This is a genomic window from Spirosoma aureum (genome assembly GCF_011604685.1).
GTDB lineage: Bacteria > Bacteroidota > Bacteroidia > Cytophagales > Spirosomataceae > Spirosoma > Spirosoma aureum.
The window spans coordinates 375,097-400,966 of sequence record NZ_CP050063.1; the positions used below are offsets into that span (position 1 = coordinate 375,097).

Annotated in this window: 22 protein-coding genes and 1 tRNA gene; 19 read left to right on the forward strand and 4 right to left on the reverse strand. The window is 48.9% G+C overall.

Features of this window, described 5'->3' with window-relative positions:
• Nucleotides 1-19: 19 nt before the first annotated feature.
• From G8759_RS01550 to G8759_RS01625, 16 genes are all read left to right on the forward strand, one after another.
• Nucleotides 20-1,360 carry a family 1 glycosylhydrolase gene (locus G8759_RS01550; RefSeq protein WP_167204573.1) on the forward strand — a complete coding sequence of 447 codons (1,341 nt, stop codon included), beginning with the start codon at nt 20-22 and terminating at the stop codon, nt 1,358-1,360.
• A 22-nt stretch (nt 1,361-1,382) separates the two neighbouring features.
• Complete coding sequence (locus G8759_RS01555; RefSeq protein ID WP_167204575.1) at nt 1,383-2,162, forward strand: alpha/beta fold hydrolase; 780 nt, start codon at nt 1,383-1,385, stop codon at nt 2,160-2,162.
• A 33-nt stretch (nt 2,163-2,195) separates the two neighbouring features.
• A tRNA-Pro gene (locus G8759_RS01560) sits at nt 2,196-2,269 on the forward strand.
• Nucleotides 2,270-2,488: 219 nt separating this feature from the next.
• A complete protein-coding gene (locus tag G8759_RS01565) occupies nt 2,489-3,925 on the forward strand; it encodes an anthranilate synthase component I family protein (protein WP_167204577.1) in 1,437 nt (478 codons plus the stop codon).
• A gap of 58 nt (nt 3,926-3,983) precedes the next feature.
• Nucleotides 3,984-4,550, forward strand: coding sequence for an anthranilate synthase component II (locus G8759_RS01570; protein WP_167204579.1), 567 nt, complete (start codon nt 3,984-3,986; stop codon nt 4,548-4,550).
• Complete coding sequence (locus G8759_RS01575; protein WP_167204581.1) at nt 4,547-5,230, forward strand: SAM-dependent methyltransferase; 684 nt, start codon at nt 4,547-4,549, stop codon at nt 5,228-5,230. The genes G8759_RS01570 and G8759_RS01575 overlap by 4 nt, the downstream gene beginning before the upstream one ends.
• A gap of 26 nt (nt 5,231-5,256) precedes the next feature.
• Entirely contained in the window at nt 5,257-6,243 is a 987-nt protein-coding gene (gene trpD / locus G8759_RS01580) for an anthranilate phosphoribosyltransferase (RefSeq protein ID WP_167204583.1), read from the forward strand.
• Between the two features lie 80 nt (nt 6,244-6,323).
• The gene (gene trpC / locus G8759_RS01585) at nt 6,324-7,148 is read left to right on the forward strand and encodes an indole-3-glycerol phosphate synthase TrpC (protein WP_167204586.1); all 825 of its coding nucleotides are present in this window, start codon (nt 6,324-6,326) and stop codon (nt 7,146-7,148) included.
• On the forward strand, nt 7,145-7,789 hold the full coding sequence (locus tag G8759_RS01590) for a phosphoribosylanthranilate isomerase (protein WP_167204588.1): 645 nt from the start codon (nt 7,145-7,147) through the stop codon (nt 7,787-7,789). Before trpC ends, G8759_RS01590 begins: the two co-directional genes overlap by 4 nt.
• 57 nt (nt 7,790-7,846) lie before the next feature.
• Nucleotides 7,847-8,062 (forward strand): hypothetical protein, encoded by a 216-nt coding sequence (locus tag G8759_RS01595; RefSeq protein WP_167204590.1) that lies wholly within the window; start codon nt 7,847-7,849, stop codon nt 8,060-8,062.
• A 116-nt stretch (nt 8,063-8,178) separates the two neighbouring features.
• Nucleotides 8,179-8,586 carry a type II toxin-antitoxin system VapC family toxin gene (locus tag G8759_RS01600; RefSeq protein WP_167204593.1) on the forward strand — a complete coding sequence of 136 codons (408 nt, stop codon included), beginning with the start codon at nt 8,179-8,181 and terminating at the stop codon, nt 8,584-8,586.
• 5 nt (nt 8,587-8,591) lie between these two features.
• Nucleotides 8,592-9,791 (forward strand): tryptophan synthase subunit beta, encoded by a 1,200-nt coding sequence (gene trpB, locus G8759_RS01605; protein ID WP_167204595.1) that lies wholly within the window; start codon nt 8,592-8,594, stop codon nt 9,789-9,791.
• Nucleotides 9,792-9,863: 72 nt separating this feature from the next.
• Nucleotides 9,864-10,655: a tryptophan synthase subunit alpha gene (gene trpA / locus G8759_RS01610; RefSeq protein WP_167204597.1), complete on the forward strand. Its 792-nt coding sequence runs from the start codon at nt 9,864-9,866 to the stop codon at nt 10,653-10,655.
• 17 nt (nt 10,656-10,672) lie between these two features.
• Nucleotides 10,673-11,281 carry a bifunctional phosphoribosyl-AMP cyclohydrolase/phosphoribosyl-ATP diphosphatase HisIE gene (gene hisIE, locus G8759_RS01615; protein ID WP_167204599.1) on the forward strand — a complete coding sequence of 203 codons (609 nt, stop codon included), beginning with the start codon at nt 10,673-10,675 and terminating at the stop codon, nt 11,279-11,281.
• Between the two features lie 87 nt (nt 11,282-11,368).
• Entirely contained in the window at nt 11,369-11,704 is a 336-nt protein-coding gene (locus tag G8759_RS01620; protein ID WP_162385846.1) for a phage holin family protein, read from the forward strand.
• A gap of 215 nt (nt 11,705-11,919) precedes the next feature.
• Nucleotides 11,920-12,294 (forward strand): RidA family protein, encoded by a 375-nt coding sequence (locus G8759_RS01625; protein ID WP_167204601.1) that lies wholly within the window; start codon nt 11,920-11,922, stop codon nt 12,292-12,294.
• A 20-nt stretch (nt 12,295-12,314) separates the two neighbouring features.
• On the opposite strand, the gene G8759_RS36265 is transcribed toward G8759_RS01625, so the two are convergent.
• Together G8759_RS36265 and G8759_RS36270 are read right to left on the reverse strand one after the other, a co-directional pair.
• Nucleotides 12,315-14,732, reverse strand: coding sequence for an alpha-2-macroglobulin family protein (locus G8759_RS36265; RefSeq protein ID WP_167204603.1), 2,418 nt, complete (start codon nt 14,730-14,732; stop codon nt 12,315-12,317).
• Entirely contained in the window at nt 14,627-18,751 is a 4,125-nt protein-coding gene (locus G8759_RS36270; RefSeq protein WP_317166751.1) for an MG2 domain-containing protein, read from the reverse strand. The genes G8759_RS36265 and G8759_RS36270 overlap by 106 nt, the downstream gene beginning before the upstream one ends.
• Before the next feature lie 172 nt (nt 18,752-18,923).
• On the opposite strand from G8759_RS36270, the gene G8759_RS01640 reads away from it, so the two are divergent.
• The gene (locus G8759_RS01640) at nt 18,924-19,505 is read left to right on the forward strand and encodes a peptidylprolyl isomerase (protein ID WP_167204607.1); all 582 of its coding nucleotides are present in this window, start codon (nt 18,924-18,926) and stop codon (nt 19,503-19,505) included.
• Between the two features lie 68 nt (nt 19,506-19,573).
• On the opposite strand, the gene G8759_RS01645 is transcribed toward G8759_RS01640, so the two are convergent.
• Both G8759_RS01645 and G8759_RS01650 read right to left on the reverse strand, forming a co-directional pair.
• Nucleotides 19,574-22,672 carry a PVC-type heme-binding CxxCH protein gene (locus tag G8759_RS01645; protein WP_167204609.1) on the reverse strand — a complete coding sequence of 1,033 codons (3,099 nt, stop codon included), beginning with the start codon at nt 22,670-22,672 and terminating at the stop codon, nt 19,574-19,576.
• 8 nt (nt 22,673-22,680) lie between these two features.
• Nucleotides 22,681-23,538, reverse strand: a complete 858-nt coding sequence (locus G8759_RS01650) for a sugar phosphate isomerase/epimerase family protein (RefSeq protein WP_167204611.1) — start codon at nt 23,536-23,538, stop codon at nt 22,681-22,683.
• A gap of 164 nt (nt 23,539-23,702) precedes the next feature.
• On the opposite strand from G8759_RS01650, the gene G8759_RS01655 reads away from it, so the two are divergent.
• Both G8759_RS01655 and G8759_RS01660 read left to right on the forward strand, forming a co-directional pair.
• The gene (locus G8759_RS01655) at nt 23,703-24,254 is read left to right on the forward strand and encodes an RNA polymerase sigma factor (protein ID WP_167204613.1); all 552 of its coding nucleotides are present in this window, start codon (nt 23,703-23,705) and stop codon (nt 24,252-24,254) included.
• Nucleotides 24,254-25,870 carry a hypothetical protein gene (locus tag G8759_RS01660; protein ID WP_167204615.1) on the forward strand — a complete coding sequence of 539 codons (1,617 nt, stop codon included), beginning with the start codon at nt 24,254-24,256 and terminating at the stop codon, nt 25,868-25,870. The genes G8759_RS01655 and G8759_RS01660 overlap by 1 nt, the downstream gene beginning before the upstream one ends.

The window sequence follows — 25,870 nt, forward strand, 5'->3', positions numbered from 1 at the left end:
ACTCCCGCACATCAACGTTATGAAACAAAAGGGCTTTCTGGAGAACATTAAAAAGAAGTTTGGTGACGGCAACTACGAAGGCGATCAATTCGGCGGAGCCGGAGGTCACGATGGTAGCGGCCCACCAATCGACAATCCGAGTAACTTCATGTTTGCAACGGGCATCGAATGCTCGTATCCAACGATTCAGAACGGCACGGTCCGGCGCGATCAACTCCGCGAATGTGGCCATTATGATCGCTGGCAGGAAGATTTGGGGCTCGTAAAAGAGATGGGTCTAAACGTATTGCGTTATGGCCTTCCTTACTACAGCATTCATCTGGGTCCGGGCAAATTCGACTGGAGTTTTGCCGATCTAGCAATGGCCGAAATCAAACGGCTCGGCATCATCCCGATTCTTGACCTGATGCACTTTGGCGTTCCGGATTGGGTTGGTAATTTTCAGAATCCCGAGCTACCGATTCATTTTGCTGAATATGCCGAAGCCGTCGCCAAGCGCTACCCCTGGGTTCGTTACTATACACCTGTTAACGAAATTTACGTCACGGCCCGAATCAGTGGCAAAGATGGTGTCTGGAACGAGCAGCTTAAGACAGATAAAGGCTTTGTCACGGCGCTCAAACACTGCGTAGCTGCCAGTATAATGGCGAATCAACAGATTGCCAAGCATCGAAACGATTGCGTTATTGTGCAGAGCGAGAGTGCCGAATACACACATGAACTCTGCGCAACACCTTCGTTTCAAACCAATTTAGATAACGAACTTCGCTTCCTGTCGCTCGATCTTCTGTACGCCAATCCACCCTCCGCTACGGTAGCGATGTATATGATGGATAACGGTCTTACGCGCGAGGAATACAACTGGTTTATGGCAGGCAAGCCACCCGGCTACCAGATCATGGGCAACGACTATTATGGTCGTAATGAGCGCATTAAACTTCCAGATGGCTCCATTAAAACGTCGATGGACGTGCTGGGATGGTATGAAATCACCAAAGATTACTACGAACGCTACCGAATGCCGGTTATGCATACGGAAACGAATGTATTTGAAGCCGACCAGGCCCCAATCTGGCTTTATAAACAATGGGTTAGCGTGCTGCGAATGCGTCGGGATGGCGTGCCGGTACTGGGGTTCACATGGTATAGCCTGATCGATCAGATCGACTGGGATTCTCAACTGGCAGTCGTTAACAACAATGTCAACGCCTGCGGGCTATATGACCTCAACCGCAAGCCCAGGCCCGTAGCCGAAGCTTACAAAAGCCTGCTGAAGGAGTTTGGTCAGATTACGATCGTTCCATACGGCGAAATGCTTGAAATAACGGATCAACCGGCCAGGCTTAAAACACAGGTTTAATAGTCAGATTCAGCCCGTTCCAATGCGTATTTCAGTCAACAACAACCAACTCAACGTCCTGGAGAAGGGAAGCGGCTCGCCAACGCTTGTCTTCATGCACTATTTCGGCGGTTCTGCCCTCGAATGGAAGTCTGTGCTAACCAGCTTGTCTGTCTATTATCGCTGCATAGCGGTCGATTTGCGCGGTCACGGTGATTCTGATGCACCGGATACGGGGTATTCCATTGACAACATGGCCGACGACATTGCCGATTTGCTAGCGGTTCTGCAAGTAACGGATTTCGTATTGGTCGGTCATTCCATGAGCGGAAAAGTGGCGCTGGCGCTGGCCGCTCGTCAGCCTTTAGGTCTTAGGTCGCTGATACTCATATCACCTTCTCCGCCTGTACCCGAGCCAATCCCTGACGACGAGCGTCAAAAATTGCTGGACGGATACGGCAAGCGTTCATCGGCAGAGCAGACGCTTAAGAATATTACAGCGGTTTCAGTTTCCAAAACGATTCAGGAACAGATTATTACCGACGATCTTCGGACATCTAAATCAGCCTGGAACGCCTGGCTCCTGGCAGGAAGTAAGGAAGACATTTCCGTTCGTATGAATTTGATTCATGTTCCAGTTGCTATACTTGTTGGCTCTGAAGACCGCGCGTTGCCGCCTGATGTTCAGACCAGATTAGTAATGCCTTTTTTAAAAAATGCCACGTTAGATACGATCGAAGGGGCCGGCCACTTGCTTCCCTGGGAAATTCCGGATGTATTAGCGGATTTTATCCAGAAAAAATGCGCGTTGATTTGGCCATAATAAAACAATCGCTTTATCTTTGTGGCCTCCCTTCGGGGTGTAGCGCAGCCTGGTAGCGTGCTACGTTCGGGACGTAGAGGTCGTGGGTTCGAATCCCGCCACCCCGACAGCAGCAAGAATGTAACGTATCGAAAGCATACTCAAGACAAGCAATGAATAACTCGATTAACAACATGATTTGGTGGTGGCACTCTTCTCACGGGGGATGAGGGTTGCCGCTATTGTTGTTGATCAACAAATATAAGTAAGGCTCACCGTCATCCCGGTGAGCTTTTTTTGTGCCCTTATTTTACCCGATCCAACAGCTTTTGACAAAACGATTAACTATGGAACCCATTACCTCAACCGCCTACCAGGTTATTAGCCGCCACAAGCGGATGTTAGCCGACATTATCACGCCGGTTAGCATTTACCTACGCATCCGCGACCGCTTTCTGAACAGCATTCTGCTCGAAAGCTCCGACTATCACGGCAACGACAATAGTTTTTCCTACATCGCCTTTGATCCGGTTGCCCGGTTTTCCTATGACGTCGGAAAGCTGACGGTCAAAATGCCGGGCGAAGACGAACAGACCCGTGAACTACCGGAACAGAAAGACATGCTGGATGCGCTTCAGCAATTCAAGGATAGTTTTCAGCACGAGAAGGCTCCCTTTTCATTCATTACCAATGGGCTGTTCGGCTACTTTGGCTATCCGGCGGTACAAAGCTTTGAGGACATTAGCCTTCATGCACCCATTCCGACAGAAAACCAGATTCCGGCAGCGGTTTTTATGGTTTACCGGTATGTGCTGGCCATCAATCACTTCAAAGACGAGCTGTATCTGTTTGAGCACAGCTACCTCAGCAACGGTGATACGCAAACGGAGAGCACGCTCGATTACATCAGCGATCTGATCACAGGCCGTAACTATCCAACCTATTCCTTTACGCCTGCTGGCCCCGAACAATCGAATTTTACCGACGATCAGTTTCGATCGGTTATTCAGAAAGGGAAAGACCATTGTCAGCGGGGCGATGTGTTCCAGATCGTTTTATCACGCCGTTTTTCGACACCCTTTGCGGGCGATGAGTTCAACGTCTACCGGGCCTTGCGATCGTTGAACCCCTCCCCTTACCTCTTTTATTTCGATTACGGCAATTACAAACTCTTCGGCTCATCACCTGAATCACAAATCGTTGTCAAAGACCGTAAGGCGACCATTTACCCCATCGCCGGGACTTTCCGGCGCACCGGCGACGACCTCCACGACGCCGAACTGGCCCAGAAGCTCTATGACGATCCGAAAGAATCGGCCGAGCATGTGATGCTGGTCGATCTTGCCCGCAATGACCTTAGCCGCAACTGTGATGTCGTAAAAGTTGAGACGTTTAAAGAGGTTCAATACTATTCGCACGTCATTCACCTTGTCTCGAAAGTGGTTGGTAACCTAACCGAAACCGCCGATCCGCTCCAAATCGTGGCCGAAACGTTTCCGGCCGGAACACTTTCGGGAGCCCCCAAACATATGGCGATGCAACTGATTGACCGTTACGAAAACCTAAGCCGCAGCTTTTATTCGGGCAGTATTGGCTATATGGGTTTCGATGGCGAATTCAACCACTGCATCATGATACGGACCTTTATGAGCAAAGACAATACGCTTTATTATCAGGCCGGAGCTGGAGTAGTTGCCAAGTCGGTCGTTGAAAGTGAATTACAGGAGGTACATAACAAACTGGCCGCGCTTCGGATGGCCATTGAACAGGCAAAAACACTTTAACCAATGAAGACTGTAGAATAAGTTCATCACATGAAATCTACTCTTCACGCTTAATCTCATGAAACTTCTAGTCCTAGATAATTACGATTCCTTCACCTACAATCTCGTATATATTCTGCGGGAATTGGGCGAAAAGCCGGATGTGATTCGGAACAACAAGATTACACTTGAGGACGTCGGCCAGTATGACAAGATTCTACTTTCACCAGGGCCGGGTATTCCATCTGAAGCGGGCATTATGCAGGATCTTGTGACCGAATACGGGCCAACCAAGAGTATTCTCGGCATCTGCCTCGGCCATCAGGGTATTGGCGAGGCTTATGGTGCCCGACTCGAAAACCTCGGCGATGTTTTGCATGGCGTCGCCCACCGCGCTACCGTAACCGATTCATCAGAGCGTCTCTTTACCGACATTCCCGATGTATTAACAGTAGGTCGTTACCATTCCTGGACCGTTGTTCCGGATTCAATGCCTGCCGATCTCCGGATCACGGCCGTAGACGAATATGGTCGCGTGATGGGCCTGACACACATTCGTCACGATGTGAGAGGGCTGCAATTTCATCCAGAATCCGTTCTGACCGAGAACGGTGTGAAGATGATCGAGAACTGGCTGACGGCATGAAACTGAATGAAATCGTTCCCTGGGGCCGAACATTCGACGAATACCAGCGAATGTTTAACCTGACTGCCAGCGATTTGACAAAACGCATGCTGGGAGTTGGTGATGGACCGGCCAGTTTCAATGCCGAAAGCACAGCGGCTGGCCATTCGGTGGTTTCGATTGACCCGGTTTATGTCTTTTCAGCAAAGGAACTTGAAAAACGGATTAGCGACACCTACGAGACAGTAATTGAACAAATGCATAAAAATGCGGATCACTATAACTGGTCAGCATTTCAAGATGTCGATCAACTAGGTCGTGAACGAATGAAGGCAATGAACCTATTTCTGAGCGATTACGAGCAGGGAAAGCAGCAGGGTCGCTACCTGTCGAATCAGTTGCCCAAACTGCCTTTTACGAATCAGTCGTTTGACTTAGTGTTGTGTTCGCACCTGCTTTTCCTGTATTCAGAACAGCTTTCGGAAGCGTTCCATCTGGAGTCAATACACGAGCTAAGCCGAATCGCTGGTGAAATCCGCATTTTCCCGCTGATTTCACTAACTGGAAAGCCATCACCTTATCTGGATCGAGTTTCGGCCGACTGTCGGGCCAACGGCATTCAGGTCGATATTATACCTGTTGATTATCATTTTCAAAAAGGAGCGTACCAAATGATGCGCCTAACCAAACGAGTTGACTAATCATTTTTCTCTTTTACCCCTGGTCTATGAAAGCCATTCTAAACCACTTGTTTGAATACAAATTCCTTACCAAAGACCAGGCCCGCGAAGTATTGCTGGGCATTGGTCGGGGGGAATATAATCCGGCGCAGATCGCATCGTTTCTGACTGTTTATATGATGCGAAGCCTTCGTCTGGAAGAGCTGGAAGGTTTTCGGGACGCCATGCTTGAACTCTGCCTTCCGGTCGACCTTGCGGCCTATGATCCCATGGATCTTTGCGGAACAGGGGGCGATGGCAAGGACACGTTCAACATATCGACCTTATCGTCTTTTGTGGTTGCAGGCGCCGGTCAATGTGTGGCGAAGCATGGCAATCATGGCGTATCATCGCTAGTTGGCTCATCAACTGTTATGGAACGGCTCGGCTATCAGTTTACCAATGATGTGGGTGAGTTGCAGCGTAAGATGGAAACAGCCGGTATTTGTTTTCTCCATGCGCCCCTGTTTCACCCGGCGATGAAAAACGTGGCTCCTATTCGGCGGGATCTGGGAGTGAAGACATTTTTCAATGTGCTGGGTCCAATGATTAACCCTGCAAGGCCTCAAAAACAGCTCGTTGGCGTGTTTAACCTTGAATTGGCGCGATTATATGCGTACCTTTATCAGCAAACCGATAAGCGCTTTATGATACTCCATGCGCTCGACGGTTACGATGAGATTTCGCTGACAGGTCCGTTTAAGGTCATCAGCAATCAGACAGAGCAGGTTCTTATGCCTGATCACCTGGGAATGAGCACATTATCGCCTGAATTGCTGGCAGGTGGGCAAACACTCGATGAGTCGGCACAGATATTTATGAATGTGCTTAACGATGAAGCGACAATAGCTCAGAAACAGGCTGTTCTGGCTAATTCGGCGATGGCACTGCTGGCGGCTGGCCAGGTTACTACGCGGGAAGATGCGGTAGCTATGGCTCGCGAATCGCTGGAAAGTAAACGGGCGTTGGCATGTTTTAAGAAATTGATAAACTAATTAGACGCAAGAGAAAAGCACAAAGACAACCGACAGATAAGCAAGCTTTTCGTCCAGCGTCTTACGCCCTCTTACTCCATATGACGATTCTTGACAAAATCATTGCCCAAAAGCGAATCGAAGTAGAGCAGCGTAAAGCTACCACTCCAGCCTCTGTGCTGGAACAGATGCCCGACTTCAAACGGCAGCCCCTATCAGCGCGTGAAGCGATTCAGGGTTTGCATTCTACGGGTATCATTGCCGAATTTAAGCGTAAATCTCCTTCTAAAGGCATTATTAACGATCAGGCCGACGTAGCCATTACGACTCAGGGTTACATACAGGCGGGTGCTGCCGTGTTATCGGTCTTGACCGACGAACCTTTTTTCGGTGGCACTCCTGCCGATCTGCAAGCCGCCCGACTGGCTAATCCATTGACGCCAATTCTTCGGAAAGACTTTATTATTGATCCGTATCAACTTCTCGAAGCCAAAGCCTGGGGAGCCGATCTTATATTATTGATTGCTGCCTGTCTGACGCCTGCTGATGTATTGGAGTTTAGCCAGCAGGCACAGGATCTCGGGTTGCAGGTACTACTCGAAGTTCACGATGAGGACGAACTCGACCAGACGCTGTGTGTCAGTGTCGATCTGGTTGGCGTAAATAATCGTAATCTCAAGACGTTTACTACGTCCATCGATACGTCATTACGATTGGTTGAGCGGATTCCAGACACGTTTGGAAAGATAACAGAAAGCGGTCTGCACGACGCAGAAACCATGTACACATTATTTCGTGCAGGTTTCGACGGGTTTCTGATTGGCGAAGCATTTATGAAAACCGCCGACCCTGCCGCTGCTTTACGATCGCTAGTAACCGATTTTACTTCACGCATGCCCACCTTTGCAAACTCGTTTACGTCATGAAAATAAAAGTGTGCGGTCTGAGAGACGCTGAGAACCTGAAAGAGATTGCCGCCCTTGGCCCTGATTTTGTCGGATTTATTTTCTACGATCAGTCGCCCCGCTTCGTAGGTGATGATCTGAACGAAGAAGTGGTGAAAGCCTTACCCCGTTCGATTCGGAAAGTAGGCGTGTTTGTGAACGCTAGTCCCGATTATATTCTTCGAAGCGTTAAGAAGTATGATTTTCAGTACGTTCAACTCCACGGCAACGAAAATCCGGAATATTGCCGCAGCCTGCGGAATCGGGGATTGAGTCTCATTAAAGCGTTTCGAGTCGATGAGTCGTTCAACTTTTCGATGCTGAATAACTATAAAGCCCACTGCGACTTTTTTCTGTTCGATGCCAAAGGAGATCAGCCGGGCGGTAACGGCGTCACGTTCGACTGGAGTATCCTGAACCGTTACGACAACGAAAAACCCTTTTTCATTAGTGGCGGCATTGGTCTGGACAATCTTGATCAGTTGGCGGCTCTGAAAGGGATGAAGCTCTATGGAGTAGACGTTAATAGCCAGGTCGAAATCTCACCAGGCGTAAAAGATGTCGCCAAAGTGAAAGAACTTATTACCCGCCTTCGCCCAATCGAGGAGGAGGAAACAGTCTAAGCGGAACGGGCAACTGTTAGTTAGTTTCTCGTGTCAAATGCCTAAACAACAACGCCGATGGAAACGACGAACAAGCAGCAATTAGAACACATTCCTACCATAAAGGAGCAGGGTTCAAATGTCTATAAACCAGAAGATATTAAACGCTGGGGCGTTGAGCGGTTTTTAAATGAGATTTCACCCGAGGAGCCCTTTCACTTTGGCATTGACTTTTCTGAGGACGAAAACCAGCGAACGGATGAGATTTTGGAGGAAGAAAAAAACCGTAAATGATATACATTGAGATTTGTAATAATTGTTCATTACTTATCTTGAAGGCTATAGTACCTGGAAAAATTTATCGGTGTAGACATGACTGAATTTCAGTCTCTTTAAGTTTGTGCCGACAAATGAATACATCCATCCATGGTTTACGACACCAATCTCTTACTACAAGCGATCCGGAAGGGGCTTACTGTACCCAACAGACTAATCATTCAATTGTAGTAGCTGGTGAGCTCGAAACACTGGCGTTGAAATCAGATTGGGGCATTCAGAAAGTGTATCGGATGAAATTTCTGCTCAATACCTACCCAATTGCTGATATTACACTCCCCATTACTGAGGTCTATGGACAAATAGATGCTTTTAGTCAAGGAAAATTAAAAGACAAACAGCTTAGTATGTCGCCCCGCAACATGGGCAAAAACGACATCTGGATTGCTGCTACTGCGCTCTATCTGGATTTGGAACTACACACAACCGATAATGACTTCAATCACCTCCCAGCTCTGGGATTGCGTTTAGTAAAGCATTGATTATCATGCAAACCACTCTTGAATCAACAACCTCTTTCGAGGTTACCGAGAAAGGCTTTTATGGCCATTTCGGCGGAGCATTCATTCCTGAAATGCTCTATCCAAATGTCGAAGAACTACGGCAGAACTACCTTCAGATTATAGCAGATCCTGCATTTCAGGCTGAGTTCTGGCAATTGCTGGAAGATTATGTCGGACGGCCAACCCCGCTGTTTCTGGCCAAACGACTTTCCGAGAAACTTGGCGCAACGATTTACCTCAAGCGTGAGGATTTGTGTCATACGGGAGCGCATAAAGTCAATAATACGATCGGCCAGATTCTGGTGGCACAACGGCTTGGTAAGAAACGAATTGTGGCCGAAACGGGCGCTGGTCAGCATGGTGTCGCTACGGCAACCGTTTGCGCTCTGATGGGTCTGGAATGCATTGTTTACATGGGCAGCATTGATATGGAACGCCAGAAGCCCAATGTTGACCGGATGCGGATGCTGGGCGCTACTGTTGTGCCAGCCACATCGGGTAGCCAGACTTTGAAAGATGCGACCAACGAAGCCATGCGGCACTGGATCAACAACCCGGTCGATACGCATTACATCATTGGCTCGGTCGTTGGGCCGCACCCTTATCCTGACATGGTCGCGCGATTCCAGTCGGTTATATCACAGGAAATCAAGAAACAACTGCTTGCCAAGACGGGTAGCGAAAATCCGGATTATGTCGTCGCCTGTGTTGGTGGCGGCAGTAATGCTGCCGGTACGTTTTTCCACTATCTGAATGAACCGTCGGTTCGTCTGGTTGCAGCGGAAGCGGCAGGGCAGGGTGTTACTTCGGGGCATTCGGCCGCAACAACAGCTCTCGGTAAACCGGGGGTGCTGCACGGAAGTCGCACGATATTGATGCAAACCGAAGATGGTCAGGTTATTGAACCATATTCCATTTCGGCCGGATTGGATTATCCCGGAATTGGCCCTCTTCATGCTCATCTGTTTGATTCTGGCCGGGGTGATTTTTACGCGATCACGGACGACGAAGCCCTACAGGCTGGGTTTGAACTGAGTAAGCTCGAGGGGATTATTCCCGCACTGGAATCAGCCCATGCGCTGGCGGCCCTGTCTAAAATGGGACTAAAGCAGACAGATGTCGTGGTTGTTTGCCTGTCGGGCCGGGGTGATAAAGATTTAAGTACGTATTCAAAATATTTATAGCCACTGACGGGCGGGCGAAAATCTGCAATGGTTAGTAATTGCCTATAACTACGGGTTTTCACCCGCGTTACGATGACACAAGAATTGACTCAAAACCGCATCATCGAACTGTTTACGCAGAAAAGCGAACGGTTGTTGAATGTATATTTCACAGCCGGATTCCCGGAACTTGCTGATACAGTAACCGTTCTACGCGGCTTACAGGAAGCTGGCGTAGATATTGTCGAAATAGGAATGCCCTATTCGGACCCCGTTGCCGATGGCGAAACCATTCAGCAAAGCAATGGAAAAGCACTGCATAATGGCATGTCGCTAAAAACGCTGTTTACACAGTTAGCCGGTTGTAGAAGCGAAATAACCGTACCGATTCTGCTAATGGGGTATATCAATCCTGTTCTGCAATTTGGTGTGGAAAACTTCTGCCAAAAATGCCAGGAAGTTGGCGTAGATGGCGTTATTCTGCCTGATCTTCCGCTTGATCTTTACCTGGCGGAGTATGCACCGATTTTCCGCGAATATGGGATTCTGAATGTGAACCTGATTACACCCCAAACCTCCGAAAGCCGCATCCGGCACATTGATGAAGAGTCGGACGGGTTTATTTATATGGTTTCATCGGCCAGCATTACCGGCTCCGTAAAAGGTGTTAGCGACTCCATGAAGGGGTATTTCGAGCGAATTCAGGCCATGAATCTACGAAATCCGCGCCTGATCGGTTTTGGTATCAATAACCACGAAACCTTTGATACGGCCAGCCAATATGCCAATGGTGCCATTGTTGGCAGCGCTTTTATCCGACATCTGGAAGAAAAAGGTACTTCGGCGGAGAGCATTCGGGCCTTTGTGCAGACGATTCGCGCCTAGCGCCTTACCTTTGTAGCATGAATGCTGATATAAATTTTGATAAATCGTCCGACGGTCTCCTTCCCGCTGTAATTCAGGATGCCGAAACCGGCAAAGTGCTGATGCTGGGCTACATGAATCGGGAAGCATACGATAAAACCGTTACCGATAAGATTGTAACTTTTTTTAGTCGAAGCAAACAGCGGCTTTGGACAAAAGGCGAAACATCGAACAATTTTCTACACGTTCGCGAAATTCTGGTAGACTGCGATGGTGATACGTTATTAATCAAAGCCAACCCGGCCGGACCCGTTTGCCATACGGGCGCCGACACGTGTTTTGACGAAGAGAATCAAGGCAAAGGCCAGTTTCTGAACTACTTGCAAAGCATCATTCACGACCGGAAGGTTAATCCGTCCGATAAATCGTATACAACAACCCTATTTAACCGGGGAGTTAATAAGATTGCTCAGAAAGTAGGGGAAGAAGCTGTTGAGCTGGTCATTGAAGCGAAAGACGACAACGACGATTTGTTTAAAGGCGAGGCAGCCGACTTGCTGTTTCATTTTCTGGTTCTTCTGGAACAGAAAAATATGCATTTAGACGACATTGTTGCCGTATTGCAGTCTCGCCATCAAAAACAATAGATTCGGGTTTACGGTTTGTTGTTCGACGTTGTCACGCATCAGAGCGGTGATTGAGCAACGTTGCTCACCAAACACAAGCTTCTTTTCATGGGACTGATTATTCGTATTCTCATCAGCGCGGTGGCCGTTTATGTCGCCAGTTTATTCATTCCAGGCATCTCGGTAACGGGCGGAGCCAGCACGTATTTAGTCGTAGCAATCGTTCTCGGCTTATTGAATGCCTTTGTCAAGCCGATCTTAACCGTTTTGACCATTCCCATTACGATTATAACGCTCGGCTTATTTTTGATCGTTATCAATGTGCTAATGGTGTATCTGACTGATTCACTCGTTAGTGGATTTCATGTAAGCGGTTTCATTGCTGCTTTACTCTTCAGTATTGTTGTTTCGCTGGTAACAGCCTTACTTGATGCCATTATTTAAGCAAGAAATATACAGTTAGGTCTTTCGCTTCGAGCCATGACACCGCAACCGCGGACGGTGTTTTTTTATGCATTATTAACAACCGTGGCACGGCTTGAAGCGAAAGACCTAACTATCAGTAAAAAAGCAATCCGGGCAAACAGGTATCAAACGAACCAATTTGCCCGGATTGCTTTTTTACATTCAAACTCTTTTTACAACGTAGTCTGCTCATCATGACCTTCATTGAAACACCCAATGCGCCTAAACCAGGCGGTCACTATTCACAGGCGGTTGTACACGGTGATTTAGTGTATTTATCCGGTATTTTACCCATTACGCCCTCCGGCGAAAAACTTACTGACGCCACTTTTTCGGAACAAACAGAGCAGATCCTGAAAAATCTGGACGCCATTCTGCAAGCTGCTGGAAGTACCCGCGATAAAGTGATAAAAGTAACCGTATTTATTGCCGATATCAGCGCCTGGGGAACCGTCAACCAGGTGTATACCCAATTTTTTGGCGATCATCGGCCAGCTCGCTCGGTTGTGCCCGTCCTACCGCTCCATTATGGATTTGGTATCGAGCTAGAAGCCATTGCCGCCCTTTAGAGAGCAATGGCTTCCACGCGTTACTTCACGTTCACCCGTTCACCAGCGGAATGAGCCGCAAATTCCGGCGCATAGAAACACTGAACGGTAGCAACACCCGCCGAAAAGTCACCCGTTTGGGCTACCCGAAGATCATATTCAAACACATGCGTTCCTACGGGAAGGTGACTCATGAAAAAATCGGTACTGGCATCACGCGGAGATTCGTAATAACCCAACCCATTCTGATACTTATAGCCCGATAATGCGGCAACAGGCTCAAACCCAGACGCCCTGCCATCTTTCAGGTGAACGTATTCCATTGCCCGATCCGTCTTTAGAATTAACCGAACTTTGATCAGATCGCCGGGCTTGAGTGCTGTTTGCGGGGTTACCGGCGTTATCACCGGGCCTTTCGGTGAATCGTGCTGCACATAAAGTGTCTTCTGAACCGATAGCCCGGCACTTCCGGGCATAACCCGATCGAGCGGTTCGAAATGTTGCCAATACAAAGCACCCCAGGCTGGACCATCAGCCTTTTTGGTGATTTGAATAACGCCCATCTCCGGTTTGATTTCAGACGCAGCGTATGTCACTTTCTGGTATCCTGTGATCGTCTCGGTTTTTGTTACCCGACTTTCAATGGACTGTCCGCCAAGGCTTACCTGCGTATTCGGCTTTGTATCGAGCCAGTCGCTTCCCCGGAGCAACAACGCATAAATAGCCTCCGTGGTGGCTTTGGTCGATGACCATGACTGCGTTTGTTTCTGACGGAGGAGCCAACGCTTCATGTTATCGACCATGGCGCGATCCTGTTTGATCTCATCAAACGCTTCGATCAGGTACGCCTGTGTTTCGATAGGCGTCTGATACCAGTACAATCCGCTGGTATTATCGGGCCAATAGGTACCCAACTCCTCCGATTGCCGCGTCCGTTCGAGCAGTGATCGTAAAATAGCGATCGGTGTCACTTTATCACCAAACCGATGCAGCGCCATTGCCGAAAGCGCCTGCCCCTGTAGGCTTTGCTTCAGCCAATCGTCGGCCACGCGCTGCTTCAGAAAGGCAAGCATATCTTTATCCACTGGCTTGTCGAGATAAAAACTGCGGGCGTAGAGGTACTGAATGGCCGAAAAATACCGCAATGGGGTTGCTTTGTCTTTCCTCTGCTCCTGAACCCATCGCTTCATTTCAGCATCCGCATAGTGAATAGCATTCGTTTGCATCTCGCTCAGGTCAGTCTGCATTTCGTCTGGGAAATGAACGCCCAGCTTCTGCAAATGCCCGAATCCACCCAGAACATGCAAGGTCATAGTAAGGTTTGGCTCCATACCACCAAACCACCGAAAACCTCCGCCAGACGTCTGTAATTGTTGCAGTTTCTCGAAAGCCCTTTCCTGCTCAGCCGCCATCCGGTTTTGATCGAGCAATTGGCCTAATTGCGCTTGTCGAGCCGATTCTGATCGGGCGTCGGCCAGCCAGGGTGAATTTTCGAGGGCAACGGCTCTGAGTTCCTCATTCGATTGGAGTGGGCTTTTAGGCGGATTTTTCTGCCATTCGGCAATGACCTGTTTAAAGGCCGGTTTGCTACCAACAATATGAGCCGCCAGGCTATTAGCATATAAACGGCTGAACAATTGTTCGGCACATTCGTAACGGTATTCCATCAGATATGGCAGCGACTGCAGGGCATACCACGTTGGATTGCTCGTCACCTCAACCGTTAGCCGTTCATGCTGGACGGGTAATTCTGGATTTAAGTTTGTCAGCCCTTTTAGCTTGAATTCTTTCGTTTCCCGGCCATTTACCCAAAATGGCTGCGTATCGGTTACGAGCATCCGATTGGGTAATACAGGCACAGTAAATTCCTCACCGTCAGTGAACGTACCCGATTGGGCAGTCAATCGGCAGGTCACAGTTTCCAGTCCCGCAGGAATAACGAGCGTCCAACCGACGGCTTGCCCTTGCCCGGCGGCTACCGTAGCTGACGTTTGCAGGCTTGTACGCGCCAGTTTCTGATCAATAGGCTCACCCGTCAATGCGTCAGACAAGCTAAGGTTCGCCAACACAGGCATGGCCTTTCCGGTTAGGTTATTGATGCGGGCCGTTATGCGAATAGTGTCGCCTTCGCGCAGGAAACGGGGGGAATTTGCCGTAATCATCAGCTCTTTCTGCGTTACGATCTCACGTTCCAGCGTCCCTATCTTCAACTCTTTCGTATGAGCAAAGGCCAGCAAACGCCAGCGGGTTAGTGCTTCGGGCATCGTAAATTTCAGAACAACCCTCCCCTGAGCATCCGTTTTGATTTCAGGGATGAAGTAGGCTGTTTCGTTGAAATTCTTGCGGGGGTTGATTAGCTCCGTTTGCTTTTTAGGCGCTTCTTCAGTAGCAGCCTCTTTTGCCAAAGCTTTCCCCGGAGCAAATCCATCGGCCATTGAAGCTGCTGCGGGAGCAGCCATGGCCCGTAAAGTTGGCCCTCCCCCGCAGCCTCCATTCTTTTCTGAGCTCCATAACCCACCACAACGACTTCATTCAGCGAACGGGCATCGGGCATCAATTGCAATGATATCGCTTTTTGCTTGATTGCCACTTCATTGGTCATATAACCGAGCCTCGAAAATAACAATCTGATCTCGCTCGTTTCAGAGTCAGCAGTTAACGCAAAATTCCCATTTGCATCGGATACAGCCCCATTAACCGTACCGAGGATCAAAATGTTGACCCCTTCTACTGCCGTCCCATTTTTTTGTTTCATTGTCCCGCTGATAGCCTTCCCAGCGCGTCGAACTGTTACCCGAATTGCATCGTCTGACACGCCAATAGGGCCGGCAGGATTGCGAACGAATGGCCGATTGCCATAGGGCGCAAACTGGTATCCCATCCATCCTAACTGATCGTAGTGGCGGACCGGAGCAGGTGATTGCGGTTGGTAAGTGTCGATAAGGATGCCACTTGATTGTACGCTGAAACTTCCCGACTGCCAGCCATAAAACGTAGGAAAATAGGAATGATAAACTGATGTTGGCCAGTTAAGCACATCGAATGCATCCAATGATGCATCATAAAGAGTAGCCACCATCTCAGCCGGCACACCATTAAGACCACCAATAGTTAGTATCCACTCCTCCTGCTGGCCAGGTTTAAGTTTATTCCGGAATGTCTGGGTTTCGATGGTGAGTTGCTTGTTGGTAAACGGAACGGTTATCGGTTGTGATTTCTGATATAAGCGTCCGTTCTGTACCATAGAAAAATAGACGCCAAATCCACCCCGTTGTTTTTCGGTAACAGGCAGGGTTACACGCCGGGGACGGCCATCTGTTTTAAACCACTCCTCCCTCACAATGACATGATTTTCTTCGACAGTCATCAGCACCCAACCGGGTTGATTCGTACCAACGAGAAAGATCGCTTCCTCGCCGGGCTCAACAGTAGCTTTACGCGCCTGTACCCATCCATCCGTACGTGCCGATGCGATCGGTTGCTTATCGTCTACTACTGCAAAAAACACACGTTCTTTCGTTGTCTCCCCTGCCGAATCGTTAATGGTCAGTTCTGCTACATAGTCTCCGACTGCATAGCGACTCAAATCGGGCTTAATTAGTGAATCGGCCGGGGTTGTAATGGTTTGTTGCAGCACAGCTTCGCCTTTAGGCCACGAACGGGGATCGTTTTCATTAGCGTAAAGGTCATTAGGGAAGAGCCGTTCAAACTCTTCACGACTCAGCAACTGACGGTCGGGACGCGCCCAGAGCCGATTCCGTAGAGGACGCGTTGGCGCCTGAAGTTTGTAAACTGTGAGTTGCCCTTTCGCAGATACTTTCTCGCCCGACTGATTCGTGATTTTTACCGGAAAAGCAGCGGGCTTATCTTTCTCCACCTGCTCCGGAATCGTTAATTCTGCCTGTAAAGCCGAATAACCGATTTGAAGCGTTTGGGTAGTGCTTCGGGTTTCGCCAGCGCGGTCGGTTACGTCAATCGTTACCTCAAACTCAAAAACGGGATTATCCTGACGCGCCTTTTGTCGGTCAGGCACCGCCGTGAAGACAATGACAACATTACCTTTTCCATCCGTTTGAGCCACCCCATTCGCAATTTCGGCCTGATTTGTAGTACGAGAGCCTCCGCTCCGGGTATGATACCACCAATACCAGCGTTCCCGAAGTTTCCGGACAATTCGATAGCGCACATTGGCCCCATCGACAACGGCCCCGGAAAATGTTTTGGCTTCTGCTGTAAGGATAACCGTCTGTTCGAGCTTAAACGATTGTTTGATCGGCTTAATCTTGACCTCAAACGTTGGTCGTTTGTATTCTTCAACCCGAATGCTGGCCGCCCCAAAAGGAGTCTGAATGGTCATTGTGCCCGTTAATTTGCCGACGGGAGCTGTAAAACTGGAATTGAACGTGCCAAATTCGTTCGTTTTCAGCGTCTGTTGAGTTACCCGTTCGCCATTATGATCGATCAATTCAAGCTTTACATCCCGATTCATCACGACAGCGTATTGATTCATCTGGCCTTCATACAATAGTCCCTTCACATAAATAAGCTGACCTGGCCGGTAGATGGCCCGATCGGTGAACAGGTGCGCCTGGATACGTGGCTGCTCGCCATTCTGGCGATTATTGTAACTATAATGATATTGCTGGTCTGAAAGAAGCGTGTCATTACCCTCGGCTATCAGGTATGAGAATGCCGTTTGTGCCGGCATATCACTTACTGAAATTCTAACCTGGCCATTCGCATCTGTTCGAACCTGTTTCTGACCAGATGCCGCTATTTTAGCCGATTCCACTACGGCGACAGACACGTTCGGCAACGGAGCACCCGTCAAACGATTCGTTACAATTAGTTTTTGCGATGCCTCAGCATTGTTCATTGGCTGAAGTAGGTAACTAAGTCGGGAGACCGAAAAGGTCGAATATTGAACCGATTCTGCTTTCTCCTGAAACTTTTCGTTGGTTATAGCCAACAGTAAATAGTGCCCAACAGGTAGCCCTGTCACTGGCATTTCAACGGAATGACGATTGAGGTCTCCATCATCGGGCAACGTCACTGATTTTTCAGCGATAACGCGACGCTTTAACCAGCTACTAAATTTTTTTCGTTGCTCATCCTCCCCATTATTAATGCGATACGTACCCAGTTCGGACACCGACAACTTAATAATCCGGTAGGTGATTTTGCTTACATTCTGGTAATTTACCAAGGCTCTGAATGGCTGGTCCGGCGCATTTACGCGCTCTACCAGTACGGTATACGAAGATGTAAGGAGCCGGTTTAACAACTGAAAAGCCTGCTGCCCAGCTAATGTTTTAGGAAATCGCCTGACGAGATCCCGGCAGATGTCTGAAGCGTGTTTATTGTTCCAACGAGAAGGGCCAGGATCGACGGATTCAGTGGTTAAATCATCTTCACTGTCCAGTGGCCGGATAGGGCTGCCAAAATTTGCTAAAAACTCCGCCAATTGATACGCATAAATAGCTTCAGCAGGTTGATTTTTATACTGGGCAACCTGTTTTTCGAGCGCTTGACGATATAATGAATCCTTATTGGGCACAACACTATGCTGGTGCACGAACGCCAATCGTAATGCATCAGCATCGGCCAGCGCGGATGGATTGCTATCCGGTAAGTGAAACACTACGAGTTGCTGGTATAAGAGCAGGGCCTGATAACGCCCAGACAAGGAGTCCTGACTCTGAATAATCAGCTTCGCAAATACATCTGGTCCGGCCAGGTAATCAGGTTTATCAAGGTCAAATTTGAAAACAGGCTTCAACAAATCAGGCTCGGTATTCTGGAAGAAGCTGATAGCCCGGTGCGCCAATAGGTCGTAAAGTGTTGGCCGAAGTGGGCGAGCGTCTGCATCGCCTTTTTCCAGAAGCGCGTCAAACTCGGCAAGCGGTGTTTTTTGTAGTAGGTCTTTTGCCCGAACGGAAGCCAGATAAGCCGTCGTTACAGCGCCAACGAGCCGTTGTGCATCCCATGTTCTGAAATCAGCGGTAGAGTCAGTCGTTTTTTCGGGCTTATCCGAAACAGCATTACCTGAACCTTTGGTAGTACGGCCAGTCGTGGCCCGGCCTACCGTGGCACGATCATAAAATTTGTAGCGATTTTGCTGAAAATACTGCCAATAGATGTCGGCCAGCACCGATTGCAGGACCGACTTCGATGGCTCGGGTGTATCCTGAATATCGTTCTGAAGTGATCGTACAAGCTCCACGTAAGCATCTTCGTCGGAATAACTCCGGAAAATCATCCGGTGCATGGCCGCTTTGGCCACTTGCGGATAATTGTGGGTAGCTTTAGCTTCCTTATAAATCCGGTTTGCTATATCGAGCGCTGATTTGGGCAAGCCTTTAGCCGCCAGCGAATCAGCCCGTTTCCAGTCACGCGCATAATCAGGCTGATTTGCCGGAGTGTTCTGATTTTTCTGGGCCGAAGCAGCCAGTGCTAGCAGAACAAAAAATAAAGTCATAATAGGATTCATAGCTTACAGCGAAGGTAGGTCGTTGGGAAAGATGAAAGTACAGTTGTTTTTCCACAACGCTTGCCACTATGATTCTGATTTGAGGGAGAGGGTTTAATATCCTGCTTTTCCCTGGTTATATTTAAAGTCTGTATAATTCGCTTCACTAACTTTACTTGCTATGCCAAATGTTCTGCTTCTTCTCGTCTACATCATTTCTTTGGCGACACCGTCAAAGCCACCCAAAACTTACCCGATTGGGCAGATAAAAACCAACATGGGCGAGGTGCTATTCTGGCTTTACGACGAAACCCCCAGCCATAAGGCCAGTTTCATGAAGCTTGCCAATCAGAATTATTGGGACACACTAACGTTTAACCGCGTAATCAAAAATTTTGTGGCTCAGGGTGGCTGCCCGGATACACCGGCTGGCTTTGCCGACTCCCCTTATTTATTGAAGCCAGAATTCAGACCCACGATTCGGCACATCTACGGAGCCGTTGGCGCTGGCCGCGACAACAATCCGCAAATGCTTTCGGCAGGATGTCAGTTTTACATCGTACAAAACAAAAAAGGCGAACACCGACTCGATGATAAATTTACGGTATTCGGACAGGTCTTTAAAGGAATGGAGGTGATCGATGCGATAGTTGCGGTTAAAACCGATACTACCGATACGCCTTTATCGCCGGTCAAGCTGGATGTCAACGTCATTAACCTCACCGCTCCGGAACTGGCAAAGCTTGGTTATATAGTTAAGTGATTAGGAAAAAAGGTGATCGGAGAATTGGGATCATCAATTCTTCAATCACCTTTTTTAGCCTCTGATACTTATTGCTTTAATAGAAACGCCGTCAAATCAGCTAATTGCTGGTTAGTCAGACCCATTGCTGTAGGGTCAGGCATGAGACTGGTCTTGTATTGCCGACGCGAAAAAACCTGATTTGTTGGAATCGAATGTTTCTGGCCTTTAAGACCCTTTATGACAACGGACTGCTCTCCATCGCTAACCAGAAAACCGTAGTAGGTTTGCCCACCTTTAGTAGTAATGAGCCAGGGTTCGTAACCAAATGCAATACCAGCGCTTGGGTTGATAATGGCATCCAGCAGCCCATTTTTATCGAATTTCTGGTGAATCTGCGTTAGGTCAGGCCCAATATCATTCCCTTGCTGGCCATGCCGATGGCAGGTGATACAATTCGTTCTAAAGACCGTCCGGCCTGCCCGTTCGTCACCCGTTAGCATGGCTACTTTACCAATCGGCGAATCTGGCTCTGATCCATTGGCTGTTTTAGAGACAGTGGGCTCACTTACCGTTGTTTTGGCTGGTTCGTTCTGGGCCGAAATCACAGGTGTAGAAGGGGTGGCAACGGCGGCTGTGGCCGAAGCAGTTGCAGTTGGCGATTGCTGTTTCCAGGGGAAATATTCTTTACCCATTGTACGAACCGACGGGTCTCTATTCGTACGAATACCAGGTCCGGCAGCTTTGATTAAGTCATACGACAATTTATTATCGGCCGCCAGGCCAATCAGGACCTTAGCACCTTCTGCATCGCGTGACATTTCTATCGCGAGTTTTCGCTTTTCAGCGTCTGTCACATGTTCATCGAGTAGTTGCTGCCGTTTATCCAGCATCTTTTGTTCCTCAGCCGCTACTTTTATAGGCATGACTTCATCCCAGTTCAGGAGCTTAGCCCAATCGTTTCCCCGTCTGAAACCAGCCCAGTAGTTTGCCTGATCAGCGATATCTTTATCCGCCGATTTCGTTAAATCGACCATTGCTTTGGCGGCTGGCAGGCTTTTGATGAAGCCCAACGCGACTATGGCCTGACGACGCGCATCAGCGGTGAGAGTTTGTGTTTCGGCTCGTTTTTTCAGCGATGAAACCATCGAAGCGGGGTGCAGTTCCCAAACCAGATTAGCCGTGCGCTGATCCCATTCAACAGGATTCTCAGGCATGGTCTGCCGCAGATCGGCCATGAGGGCTTCTTCCTTTCCATCGGCCGCCTGACTTAAGGCATTCAGATACCAACGATCCTGCCCGTCGTAGCCTTTGACCAGATTCAGCAACATAAGTCGACAATCGAAATACGGAATATCTCGTAGCGCAATTGCTACTTCACGCCGAACGGCGGCACTTGGGTCGCGGGAAAGGTTTCCGAGCAAGGGTAGGAGAGCCCGTTGCGATGCCGTTAATGCCGGATTACTCTTCGAATTTTCCGGGGTAATACTGCGTAAGGCCCGCAATGCTATCAGCCGAACGGGCGCATCAACAGCCTTTAGCAGCCGCTCAACTTCAAATTGCCCCTCAGAGCCGAGATGAGCCAATAAGAAAATTGCCCGCGCCCGATGGTAGGGATTGGGCGATGACAACAGGGCCATTACTGGCTCGACAACTTTGTCGCCTTGTTCCTGAAGTGCTTCAAAACCCAGCATCCGAACATTAACGGCAGGACTGAGCAATGCCGCAATTTGCCCCTGCGTCGTTTTGAGGTCGATTTTTGGCGTCTTTAGATTCTTTCCTCTGGGTGTAATTCGATAAATACGCCCGTAGCCTTTAGAATCCTGCATCTGGTGCCCCCCCACAATGGGATCATACCAATCGGCAATGTAGATGGCTCCATCAGGCCCAACAGACACGTCGCTTGGTCGGAACCACTTACGCGTGTCTTTCTCAACATCATTCCACTTATAATTATCGTCGACTTTGGGAAATGTACTGATAAAGTCTGTGCGCGGCAGTCGAAAACCGGCTCCCCACGGTTCGGGCTTATAGCCAAAAATAACATTTCGGCCAGCTTCAGCGCTCAGCAGCATACCCCGGTATTGGGCACCAAGTTCGTCGCCTTCATAAACAACCACGCCGGTAGGTGATCCGGCCCCGCTAATGTCGCCCGCAGGCATAACACCTGGATCTTCCTGATGCCAGTGAGCTGTCGGAATCGTTTGGCCGGGCCGCTGGTCAGCCTGCCAATAACGAGTGCCATCACTGCTAAAATAGCCTGCATTGGCCCCTTCCATAAGCCAGCTCGTGCGACAGGCAACCACCTGATCGTCGTTATCGTTCTGCCACATGTTGCCATACGAGTCGAGCGCCGTTTCGTAGTTATTCCGGAAATTGTGCGCCATAACTTTCAGGCCAGAGCCGTCGGGATTAACGCGTAGCGCCATACCACCCGTCCAAACACGGCCATCATCACTGACCTGATTGCCATGGTTGATCTTATTATAAGGCGTTCCGCCGACGTATAAACTACCGGATCGAAGTGTCCATCCGTCTTTGTCGGTTACCACGTGCGGGCCCGCATTTCCTGTATTGAAATAATATTTACCATCGGGCCCAGCTACTACGGCATGAAGCGAGTGGTCATGATCTAAACCGCCAAAACCCGTTAACAAGATTTCTTTCCGATCGGGCTTGTCGTCTCCGTTTTCATCGGTGTAAACCACTACATTCGGCGAACACGATACGATAACTTTATTGCCAACGATGGCAATACCAAGCGGTGATACCAGATCCGGGTCTTGCACAAACACCTTACTGGCATCCGCTTTGCCATCACCATTGGTATCTTCCAGAATCATGACACGCTCACCTTCAGGGTGATCGAGCCTTTTTTCCGGCTTATTATTGAATTTCCGGTAATTCACGGCCTCTGTAATCCAAACCCGGCCTCTGGCATCAATATCCATATTTGTCGGATTATAGAACATTGGAGCCTCAGCCCACAAGGTGGCTTCCAGGTCATCGGGTACATACAATGTATTCGAATCGGCAGCGATAACAATACTACGTTGCCGAATTGGTTCGCTCGCGGGCGAAGACGCTCCTGTGAAGTCCGGCTTCCGAATTAATTGACCAGCCAGACAAAGCAAACAAGCGGTTGACAGGAAAAGTGGGCCAGCCGAAAAGGAAAAGGTTGTTCTCATAATACTCTCTACACAAACAGCGATCGCACGGTCTTATTATTTTCGATATAGCTTTCCAGCATTGGTTTCCCCGGCGGCACAGCCCCTTCCAGTTGAAGCCAGCCCGAGTAATCAATGTCGTCCAGCGCTTGTCTGACTTTCATCAGGTCTACTTTACCCTTGCCGAGCAGGTAGCCATTTTCTTTCAAATGAAATTCGCAGATCTGGTCTTTTCCAAGATCCCTAATCTCTTTGAAAATATCGTAGCCCATCACCGATGAATTACAAACGTCGTAGTAGACTTTTACGGCTGGAGAACCTACAGCCTCCAGAATGGCCAGGTGCTCCGGAGCCGATAACCACGATTCAATACCCAGCACAATACCCGCTTTTTCGGCTTTTGGCGCAACGGCTTTCAATCGCTCAATGGCAACTTTCGTGCCTTTCGAATCGTTTTTGAGGTCATTATTCGAAAAAAATGCCAGTAGGATATTTTTCACCCCTAACGATTTGGCCACGTCTATGCTATCCTGCACCCAGGCTTCGGTTCGGGGATCTGACTTGTACGGAATTTCGTTAAGCAAACCTATAGCCAAACCACTGAAGTCTACGCCTGCCTGACGAGCGGCTTCTTTATGGGCTTGCAGTACATCGGGGCGACGAAGATGCTCATAATCAGCCTTTGTGTTTAAGCTAACCTGAACCCCATCAAGGCCAATTTTTTTGGCCATCGCAAATGAATTTGAATCACCGGCCGGACCAATCGACCAGTCGCAGGCACCAATTCTGAAACGGCTCTTTTGGGCGGTATCCGTTGACCAGGAGGGGAAAGAAAGCCCCACTAAACCAGCACCCAACGAGTATCGGATGGCGTTGCGACGATTCATAGTGGCTCAATAGTAAGGATTTTTCAAAGATACGTTTATTAACTTATCCGGTAAAAATTATCCTATTTTAGTTTTTACTGTCATTTTTCTCAAATTCTGGAAAAATTTTTCTCCCATTCCAACTGTTTCATTGAGAGGGAGGTCATTAGGTTTGTCAACAGGATATGCAGGATGAATACGCATTAGTCGAAGGATGCCGACGACAGGACCGGATTGTGCAGCGACAGCTTTATGAGCGATTCGCAGGGAAGCTCTTTGTCGTTTGCAAACGGTATATCCGTGATCCCGATGAAGCAGAAGATGTTTTGCAGGATTCGTTTGTAAAGATTTACCGATACATTGATTCATTCCGATTCGAATGTCCGCTGGAAGCATGGTTGAAACGTATAGTTATTAATACTGCCCTTAAGCAACTAAGAAAGCTAAAGCCCTGGGAAAACACCGCTGATGTGCAGGACCTGGCTCCGGTACTTCCTCAGGCTGATGAAAGTTTGCCAACCCTGAATTACCAGTATTTGCTACAACTCATTCAGGAGCTGCCACCCGGTTGCCGAACGGTGTTTAATTTATATGCTATTGAAGGCTACAACCACCCCGAAATTGCTGAAATGCTCGACATTGCTGAAGGAACGTCGAAGTCGCAATATGCCCGCGCTCGGGGTCTTCTACAACAGAAACTACAATCAGATGGGCATCCTGCATTGGGTCGACCCTAGTGACTAATACTAATGAGATGGATGAATTAGATAAAAACATACCGGACGATTTTTGGCGAAAGGCTTTCGACGAAGCCTCCGAATCACCACCACCCCGTGTGTGGAACGCCATCGAACGTCGGTTAGATGAATCAGAAGACTCCCGAATCCTACCACTCTGGGGGGGCAGTTTACTATCATCAAAACCATTTACCTGGGGCCTTGGTGTTGCGGCTGCTGTGGCTGTACTTTTAGTTGGCTGGTGGCTGGCTGGTACCCAACCCGTGAACCAACCCGTTGCTCGGTCTCAACGGTCTATCCAGCAGGCACAACCGCAAACGGCTCCTGATCACCTGGCCAAATCACCAGTAAATAAGTCTACCGATCAACCAGCGAGAGCGCTTGCCTCCCTAGAAAAACGCTCGAATAATTCAGAAAGAGCAAGTAATCAGCAAGCAATTCAACAAAAGGCCCCATCCTTAACAAAATCGGCTGCGGATCAGCCGTTGGTGGCTCAGCATATCAATCGATCGAATCGGTCATACAATCCAGCTCCAGAGCAACGGTTTAGTTCCAGAGCTATTCCGAAGGGATCAGGCCGAATTAATAATGGTTTCATCCAACAATCGGGACAGGAGGCTGCTTCTGTGGCTTTTACGACGTCAGCTCCGGCAAATATCATGAGTGTCAGCGAGGCTGATCAGGCGCAGCGGCTAATGATCGAAAAACTCGCCCTGCGCCCCATGAAGTTGCGGTCGTTAGCGGGAATTCAACGGATCGTGTGGTTCCGGCCAGCCGAACTGCCACTAGAGCCAGAAGAAACCAAGTCAAAGCGTGAATCCCGGGAAGTGTGGGCTTCGGTTAGTATGATGCCGGGATCATTCAATCCATCGGTTGGGCTTCGTTCGACGCAAACAGCCGCTTTTTCAAATGCAGCCAAAAGCAGTCAGCCTACCATTAACAACCGGGCTAACTTCTCTGTAGCCTATCAGGCTGGTGCAGGTGTTCAACTATCGGACCGCTGGTCGCTAGAGTCGGGCATTGGTTATCTGTCCGGTCATTCAACCGTTGAAAGCCCGAGTCAATCCGGCGGATCGGCTATAAGTTTAGTAACAACTGCCACCGACCGGGCTTCGTCAGCAGGTAATCTCTATGCAAACGCGGTTCGAAATAGTGTCAGTAATGGAATGCTTAGCAGTGCATCGGTTAGTAATGTACCCAAAGCCAATTACGACAACCTGGCAGCTGCTAACGGTTTTCAGAATTATAGCAATCCATACCAGCAAGAGTTAGCCAACAATTTTGAATTCGTTCAGCTACCGATCCAGTTGGGTTACCAGTTACGCCCACACAAACGCCTGAGCATGGCATTACTGGGTGGTTTGTTAACCAATATTTTTATGCGCAACACGATTGGCGATGATCTTGTTATAACCGGGAAAGACGGCGTTTATCGACCGGTATCCTGGGCTGCATCCATGGGAGCCCGGTTCCGATACCGGCCATCAGGTCGCTGGTCGGCATCGCTGGCCGGTATGTATCAGCCCACGTTAGGAGAGGCTACCCGACCACAGTCACAGGTGCAGAGCTCTCCAACTTCGGCAGGAATGAGTTTTGGTCTTAATTATCATTTCTAA

Bases quoted from the DNA above. Each gene is read 5' to 3' on its own strand.
- G8759_RS01550 (WP_167204573.1), top strand. From the start codon at position 20: ATGAAACAAAAGGGCTTTCTGGAGAACATTAAAAAGAAGTTTGGTGAC.
- G8759_RS01555 (WP_167204575.1), top strand. From the start codon at position 1,383: ATGCGTATTTCAGTCAACAACAACCAACTCAACGTCCTGGAGAAGGGA.
- G8759_RS01565 (WP_167204577.1), top strand. From the start codon at position 2,489: ATGGAACCCATTACCTCAACCGCCTACCAGGTTATTAGCCGCCACAAG.
- G8759_RS01570 (WP_167204579.1), top strand. From the start codon at position 3,984: ATGAAACTTCTAGTCCTAGATAATTACGATTCCTTCACCTACAATCTC.
- G8759_RS01575 (WP_167204581.1), top strand. From the start codon at position 4,547: ATGAAACTGAATGAAATCGTTCCCTGGGGCCGAACATTCGACGAATAC.
- trpD (WP_167204583.1), top strand. From the start codon at position 5,257: ATGAAAGCCATTCTAAACCACTTGTTTGAATACAAATTCCTTACCAAA.
- trpC (WP_167204586.1), top strand. From the start codon at position 6,324: ATGACGATTCTTGACAAAATCATTGCCCAAAAGCGAATCGAAGTAGAG.
- G8759_RS01590 (WP_167204588.1), top strand. From the start codon at position 7,145: ATGAAAATAAAAGTGTGCGGTCTGAGAGACGCTGAGAACCTGAAAGAG.
- G8759_RS01595 (WP_167204590.1), top strand. From the start codon at position 7,847: ATGGAAACGACGAACAAGCAGCAATTAGAACACATTCCTACCATAAAG.
- G8759_RS01600 (WP_167204593.1), top strand. From the start codon at position 8,179: ATGAATACATCCATCCATGGTTTACGACACCAATCTCTTACTACAAGC.
- trpB (WP_167204595.1), top strand. From the start codon at position 8,592: ATGCAAACCACTCTTGAATCAACAACCTCTTTCGAGGTTACCGAGAAA.
- trpA (WP_167204597.1), top strand. From the start codon at position 9,864: ATGACACAAGAATTGACTCAAAACCGCATCATCGAACTGTTTACGCAG.
- hisIE (WP_167204599.1), top strand. From the start codon at position 10,673: ATGAATGCTGATATAAATTTTGATAAATCGTCCGACGGTCTCCTTCCC.
- G8759_RS01620 (WP_162385846.1), top strand. From the start codon at position 11,369: ATGGGACTGATTATTCGTATTCTCATCAGCGCGGTGGCCGTTTATGTC.
- G8759_RS01625 (WP_167204601.1), top strand. From the start codon at position 11,920: ATGACCTTCATTGAAACACCCAATGCGCCTAAACCAGGCGGTCACTAT.
- G8759_RS36265 (WP_167204603.1), bottom strand. From the start codon at position 14,732: ATGGCTGCTCCCGCAGCAGCTTCAATGGCCGATGGATTTGCTCCGGGG.
- G8759_RS36270 (WP_317166751.1), bottom strand. From the start codon at position 18,751: ATGACTTTATTTTTTGTTCTGCTAGCACTGGCTGCTTCGGCCCAGAAA.
- G8759_RS01640 (WP_167204607.1), top strand. From the start codon at position 18,924: ATGCCAAATGTTCTGCTTCTTCTCGTCTACATCATTTCTTTGGCGACA.
- G8759_RS01645 (WP_167204609.1), bottom strand. From the start codon at position 22,672: ATGAGAACAACCTTTTCCTTTTCGGCTGGCCCACTTTTCCTGTCAACC.
- G8759_RS01650 (WP_167204611.1), bottom strand. From the start codon at position 23,538: ATGAATCGTCGCAACGCCATCCGATACTCGTTGGGTGCTGGTTTAGTG.
- G8759_RS01655 (WP_167204613.1), top strand. From the start codon at position 23,703: ATGCAGGATGAATACGCATTAGTCGAAGGATGCCGACGACAGGACCGG.